4 protein-coding genes are annotated in these 6780 nt (G+C 54.1%); all 4 read left to right on the top strand.

Annotation, left to right across the window (positions count from 1 at the left end; genetic code table 11):
• The first annotated feature begins 192 nt into the window (after positions 1-192).
• The 4 genes from J5Y17_RS18910 to J5Y17_RS18895 all read left to right on the top strand — a co-directional run bounded on the left by J5Y17_RS18910 (position 193) and on the right by J5Y17_RS18895 (position 6640).
• Positions 193-2946 carry a DNA methyltransferase gene (locus J5Y17_RS18910; RefSeq protein WP_219787413.1) on the top strand — a complete coding sequence of 918 codons (2754 nt, stop codon included), beginning with the start codon at positions 193-195 and terminating at the stop codon, positions 2944-2946.
• Positions 2943-3284 (top strand): BrnT family toxin, encoded by a 342-nt coding sequence (locus tag J5Y17_RS18905; protein WP_219787412.1) that lies wholly within the window; start codon positions 2943-2945, stop codon positions 3282-3284. Before J5Y17_RS18910 ends, J5Y17_RS18905 begins: the two co-directional genes overlap by 4 nt.
• A gap of 157 nt (positions 3285-3441) precedes the next feature.
• Positions 3442-5472, top strand: a complete 2031-nt coding sequence (locus tag J5Y17_RS18900; protein WP_219787414.1) for a DEAD/DEAH box helicase — start codon at positions 3442-3444, stop codon at positions 5470-5472.
• Positions 5465-6640, top strand: coding sequence for a GIY-YIG nuclease family protein (locus J5Y17_RS18895; RefSeq protein WP_219787411.1), 1176 nt, complete (start codon positions 5465-5467; stop codon positions 6638-6640). Before J5Y17_RS18900 ends, J5Y17_RS18895 begins: the two co-directional genes overlap by 8 nt.
• The last annotated feature ends 140 nt before the right edge of the window (positions 6641-6780 follow it).

Here is a 6780-nt window from a genome sequence, read left to right as displayed (position 1 = left end):
GGGGCAACTCAACGACGTCAGACGCGTCAACAACTACGCGCTCTCTCTTAGGAGCAACCAAATTCTGTCGTGAATGCAGCAACTGCAGATCGCTTGGTATTTGCTCACCTTTGATTTCCAAGTTATCACAATGCCGACAAGAAATTTAGCTACTCAATTCGATTGTGGCGATAATAACTGGGATTTCCAACCGTGAACGCTGTTGAGATCGAACAAGCCATTAGTGATCTGGTCGACCAGCCCTATGAGTCGGCGGAGTTCCCCTTTGCCTTCCTCGAGTGCTTCGACAACTCCGCCTCAAGCTCCAAAAAGCTCCGGGGCGGCTCGTCGAACAAATCTGACATCGACGGGGTGCTGAAAGTCGCCACCAACGCGATCCACATCAAGACCTGCGAGCCGGGCATGTTGGCAGAGACGCTCACAGCGCTGAAAGACAGCAAAGCCACCCAGACCAAACGCAACAAAGTTCGCTTTGTCCTCGCCACCGACGGGCAGCAGATCGAAGCCGAGGATCTACACACCGGCGACGTCATCGCCTGCGATTACACCGACCTGCCCAACCATTTCGTCTTCTTCTGGCCGATCGCCGGGTTGTCCAAGACCAAACAGCTCAGCGAGTCCGAGTTCGACGTCCGCGCCACCCTACGCCTCAACAAGCTCTACGTTACTTTGCGTTCCGACAACCCCGACTGGGGCACCCGCAGCCATGACATGAACCACTTCATGGCTCGCCTGATCTTCTGCTTCTTCGCTGAGGACACTGATATTCTGGTGGGCAAGAACTTGTTCACCGAAACGGTCAACACCTTTGCCGCCCGCGATGGATCTAACACACACGAGGTGATTGGCGAAATTTTCCGGGCCATGAACGTGCCGATCAAGGACCGGGCCGGCGCGGGCCTCCCCAACTGGGCCAACCAATTCCCTTACGTAAACGGCGGGCTGTTCTCCGGCTCCACCGAGGTGCCAAATTTCTCGCTCATCGCGCACCGCTACCTCATCCAGATTGGCGGTTTGCCGTGGGACCAAATCAACCCCGACATCTTTGGCTCGATGATTCAGGCGGTCGCGGACGAGGAGGAGCGCTCCAAACTAGGGATGCACTACACCTCCGTGCCAAACATCCTCAAGGTACTGAACCCGCTCTTCCTCGATGACCTGCGCGACCACCTTGAGCGGGCCGGTGACAGCCCCGTGAAGCTTTTGAATCTGCGCAAACGCATGTCCAATATCCGCGTCTTTGACCCTGCCTGCGGGTCTGGGAACTTTCTGGTCATCGCCTACAAGAAGATGCGCGAGATTGAGCATCTGATCAATGTGAAGCGAGGCGAGGCTGACCGCGCATCGGACATCAGCATCCAAAACTTTCGCGGGATCGAACTAAGGGATTTCTCGGCTGAGATCGCGCGTCTGGCCCTGATCATCGCGGAGTATCAGTGCGACGTGACCTATCGCGGCTCTCAAATGGCAAGGGACACCTTCCTTCCGCTGGATGCGCGGAACTGGATCACCTGCGGCAATGCCCTTCGGCTTGACTGGCTGGACGTCTGCCCGCCCACCGGTAAGACCGTGAAGCTGACCGCCGAGGACCTCTTTGACACGCCGTTGGATCAGACCGAGATCGACTTCGAGAATGAAGGCGGCGAGACCTATATCTGTGGCAATCCGCCGTTCAAGGGTTCGCGCAAGCAAGAAGCGAAGGAAAAAGAGGACTTAAAGCACGTTTTTGAGAGTGAAACCAATAAGTGGAAAAACGTCGACTTTGTCGGTGCATGGTTAATGAAAGCAGCGCAATACAATGACTTCTGTGATGCGCCATTCGCGTTTGTGTCGACAAACAGTCTATGCCAAGGACAGCAAGTTCCGATCACTTGGGCACTGCTACTCAAACGTGGTTTTCAAATCCGGTTTGCGCACCGGTCGTTCACATGGTCGAATCTTGCCCAAAACAAGGCTGGAGTCACTGTAGTTATTGCCGGGGTCGATCGAAAAGTTGGCGGTGCCAAGTGGCTTTATGATGGCTCTGAGCGTAGACAAGTTGAACATATTAACCCATATCTCACGCACCACAGAATTGATTTTGTCCCAGACAAACGGCGTCCCATGTTTACGAAGATTGGCATGGAGTATGGTGTTTATTACTCGAAGTCTGCTGGACTGATTCTCGACTCGAGTAAAAAAGATGATCTCCTAAAAAGTGGCTTTCCCGACAATCTCATAAGGCGTTTCATAGGTTCTACGGAGTTCATCAATGGCAAAGAGCGTTACTGCCTTTGGATCGATGAAGACGAACTCGAAACAGCAAACCAGTATCCTAGCATCGCCGAGCGACTATCAGAAGTGAAGCGAGATCGACTGGCGACAACTGACAAGGCCGTAAATAAACTAGCCCATAAACCCTATCAGTTTAGAGAACGTAAGGGGGATGAGGCGCAAAAGATTTTTGTGCCCATCGTATCTTCTGAAAACCGAGAGTATTTCCCTGTTGGTCTCGCGGATGAAACAACGATTGCAACCAATAAGGCATTCTACATGCCCAATGCACCGCTTTGGTGCGCGGCCATTATAACTTCGAAGCTTCACCTAGCTTGGATCGATACGATCTGTGGGCGTCTGCGACAGGACTATTCCTACTCCAACACCCTCGGCTGGAACACCTTCCCCGTCCCAAAGCTAACCGAAAAGAATAAGGCAGATCTGACCACCTGCGCCGAGGATATCCTTCTGGCCCGCGAGGCGCATTTCCCCGCCACCATCGCTGACCTCTATGCCAGCGACAAAGAGGGCAATAGTCTGATGCCAGAAAACCTGAGGCAAGCCCATGACCGCAACGACGAGGTCCTTGAGCGCATCTACATCGGCAGATGCTTCCGCAACGACACCGAACGGCTGGAAAAACTGTTCGAGATGTACACGAAGATGACAACGAAGGTGCCAGTCGAATGAAAGTCACCTATGATCTTGTCCTCGACGATGGCAGCGGCGTTTTGCCCTTCGAATGGGATGCCAACAAGGACTTAGAAAACCGTAAGAAACACGGTATATCCTTTGAAGAAGCCGCAGAGATTTTCCAGAACGATGTTCTGACCGGCGAAGATCATAGTTCGTATGGCGAACGTCGTGAAATCAGTTTCGGACGACTTGGTTCTGACAGTGATGCTCCTTTGATCCTATGTGTCGTGCACACGGATCGGGATGGAGCCTACCGTTTGATCAGCGCCCGCAAAGCAACCTCGCACGAGCGGAGGGACTTCGATGACTATTTCGAAAAAACGTATCACTGAGATCGCCGCCATCCGCGACGAGGATATCGACCTGACGGACATTCCGGAACAGGACGAAGGGTTCTTTGCCAAGGCGAAGAAGAAGCGGCTCGCTCCGAAACCGCGTGGAAAGGGCTTTAGTGAAGCGCAGGGGCACTATCACATTCCCGCCGTATCGATGAACTACGCCCGGACTGGGGCTTCTACCACGTCCAACGAGCTTGGGATGCGGGCCATGCAGGAGCGGGCATATGAACGGCGGGGGGAGCAGTATCTGCTGATCAAGTCACCTCCTGCGTCGGGCAAATCCCGTGCCTTGATGTTCATCGCCTTGGATAAGCTGAAGAACCAAAACTGCAAGCAGGCCATCGTTGTCGTGCCCGAAAAGTCCATCGGGTCGAGCTTTAATGATGAGCCTCTATCGAAATACGGGTTCTGGGCGGATTGGACGGTCGCGCCCCAGTGGAACCTGTGCAATGCTCCCGGTGGCGATGATGGTAAGGTCGGCGCTGTCGGCAAGTTCCTTGAAAGCAACGATAAGGTCCTCGTCTGCACTCATGCCACCTTCCGTTTTGCCGTAGACAGGTTCGGGGTCGAGGTCTTTGATGACCGTCTGATCGCCGTGGATGAATTTCACCACGTCAGCGCGAATCCGGACAACAAGCTGGGCGCACACCTTGGCCAGTTGATTGAGCGAGGCAAAGTACACGTCGTTGCCATGACCGGCAGCTATTTTCGGGGCGACGCGGAGGCGGTTCTTGCCCCGGAGGATGAGGCCAAGTTTGATACCGTCACTTACACCTATTATGAGCAGCTCAACGGCTACGAGTACCTCAAAACGCTCGACATCGGTTATTTCTTCTACACGGGATCCTATGCCGACGATATTTTGGCCGTGCTGAACCCGACAGAGAAAACAATCCTCCACATCCCGAACGTCAACGCCCGCGAAAGCACAGGCGACAAACACAAAGAGGTCGATCACATCATCGACGCCCTCGGGGAGTGGCAGGAGACGGATGCCGAAACCGGGTTCCATTTGGTGAAGACCCCCAGTGGACAGATCATCAAGATCGCCGATCTGGTTGAAGACGACCCGACCAAGCGGGATCGTGTCTCACGGGCGCTAAAGGACCCGGCTGAAAAGAACAACCGTGATCATGTGGATCTGATCATTGCCCTTGGCATGGCCAAGGAAGGGTTCGACTGGATTTGGTGTGAACATGCTCTGACGGTTGGCTACCGTGCGAGCCTCACTGAGATCGTCCAGATCATCGGGCGAGCCACCCGCGATGCGAAGGGCAAGACCCGTGCGCGTTTCACCAATCTGATCGCAGAGCCGGATGCTTCCGAAGGGGCTGTGACCGAGGCGATCAACGATACGCTCAAGGCCATCGCCGCAAGCCTGCTGATGGAGCAGGTTCTTGCCCCCCGCTTCAACTTTACGCCTAAGACACCGACATCGACCAGCCAGCCGGGGTTCGACTATGGCGAGGGGGGCTATGACCCGGAGCGGACGAATGTCGGTTTCAGCGAGTCAAGCGGTCAGTTCCAGATCGAGATCAAAGGGCTTGTGGAGCCGAAGTCCAAGGAAGCGGAACGGATTTGTCAGGAAGACCTGAACGAAGTCATAACGGCTTTTGTGCAAGACAAACCCACCTTGGAACGCGGGTTGTTTGACGGTCAGGAAGCAGGCGGTGAGCTTGTGCCAGAAGAGCTTACCATTGTTCGGATGGGCAAGATCATCAAGGATCGCTATCCGGAACTCGAAGAGAATGATATCGAGGCCGTGCGCCAACGGGCCGTAGCAGCAATGAACCTCACACAACAAGCTAAGAAGACGCTCCTCGACGATGAGGAGAAAGAGCCCTCTTCCAACACCGCGTTGATCGATGGGGTCCGCAAGTTCGTAAACGTCCGCGACCTCGACATCGACTTGATTGACTCGATTAACCCCTTTGGAGAGGCATACAACATCCTCTCTAAATCGATGAACCAAGAGAGCCTTCGCCAGGTACAAGCAGTGATCTCAGCCAAACGGAGCCCCATTACACCGGAGGATGCCATCATGTGGGCGAAGCGGGCGAGACGGTTCAAGAAAGAGAACGGGCGGGCACCGTCGATGACCGCTGCCGACCCATACGAAAAACTTATGGCCGAAGGGGCAACTGCCTTCATGCGTTTCCATAAGGAGGGCCGCTATGAGTGATGACCTTGATGACTTGGCCGCCGACCTTGCCGAGTTTGATGCACTTGAAAAGCCTGTTAAACGGTCAGCTATTGAGGAACGCGTGATCGCAGGCTTCGAAGAGATCCAGCGCTTCTTTGAGCGCGAAGGTCATGCTCCTCTGCGTGGCGAGGACAAGGACATCTTTGAACGTCTTTATGCTGTGCGGCTTGAAAGGCTTGCGTCTAATCCCGAATACAGATTTCTGCTTGAACCGCTCGACACCAATGGGCTCCTCTCGATGTCCGCCGAGCCTCCCAATGATGAGGCCGAGATTGACCTAGATGATCTAGCCGCTGATCTCGCTGACATCGAAGGCGATGGAGGTGACATCACGACCTTAAGGCACGTGCGCCCCGCTGCCGAGAAGAAGGCCGCAGAAGAAATCGCAAATCGTAAAACCTGTGATGACTTCGACCGTTTTAGGCCACTGTTCGAAAAAGTTCAGGGCGATCTCGATGTTGGCTTACGAATGGCAAGACCGTTCGAGAGAAAGTCGGAAATCGAGCCTGGTCGTTTTTTCATTCTCAAGGGCCAAAAGGCCTATGTGGCCGACAAGGAGGAAGAATTCCTCAATGACCAAGGCACCAAAGATGCTCGGCTGCGGGTCATTTTTGACAATGGCACTGAAAGCAATCTGCTGATGCGTTCATTGCAGCGAGCGCTGACAGATGATGATGCTGGTCGTAGGATTACAGACCCGACCGCGGGACCGTTGTTTTCAGACGCAGCCGCTGATGGCGATCAGGCAAGTGGAATTATCTATGTGCTGCGTTCCAAGTCTGACCTACCTATCGTCGCAGAAAACCGTGAACTGCTGCACAAAATCGGCGTGACAGGTGGCAGCGTTGAAAAGCGCATCGCCAGTGCCAAGCTGGACCCAACCTTCCTCATGGCCGATGTTGAGATCGTCACAACATACGAGCTATACAACATCAGCAGGATCAGGCTCGAGAACCTGCTGCATCGTGTCTTTGAGCGGGCTAGGCTGGATATCCAAATTAAAGACCGATTCGGCCATCTAGTTACGCCACGGGAATGGTTCTTAGTGCCCTTGTTTGCCATTGACGAGGCCGTTGAGAGGATCAGAGATGGATCTATAAGGGGTGTTTCGTATGACCCAGAACAGGCCTGTTTGAGCTCTGGTTAAGTTCGGGAAACCTTGAGAATATCCGACCAGCGACCGGCCTTTCCGAAGCGATCTGCAGTTGCTGCATTCACGACAGAATTTGGTTGCTCCTAAGAGAGAGCGCGTAGTTGTTGACGCGTCTGACGTCGTTGAGTTGCCCC

The organism is Celeribacter sp. PS-C1, from assembly GCF_019429625.1.
Taxonomy (GTDB): Bacteria; Pseudomonadota; Alphaproteobacteria; order Rhodobacterales; family Rhodobacteraceae; genus Celeribacter.
This window is presented reverse-complemented; position numbering and strand designations above follow the sequence as displayed.

Excerpts from the sequence above, each read along its gene's own strand:
- J5Y17_RS18895 (WP_219787411.1), top strand. The coding sequence starts at position 5,465 with ATGAGTGATGACCTTGATGACTTGGCCGCCGACCTTGCCGAGTTTGAT.
- J5Y17_RS18900 (WP_219787414.1), top strand. The coding sequence starts at position 3,442 with ATGAACTACGCCCGGACTGGGGCTTCTACCACGTCCAACGAGCTTGGG.
- J5Y17_RS18905 (WP_219787412.1), top strand. The coding sequence starts at position 2,943 with ATGAAAGTCACCTATGATCTTGTCCTCGACGATGGCAGCGGCGTTTTG.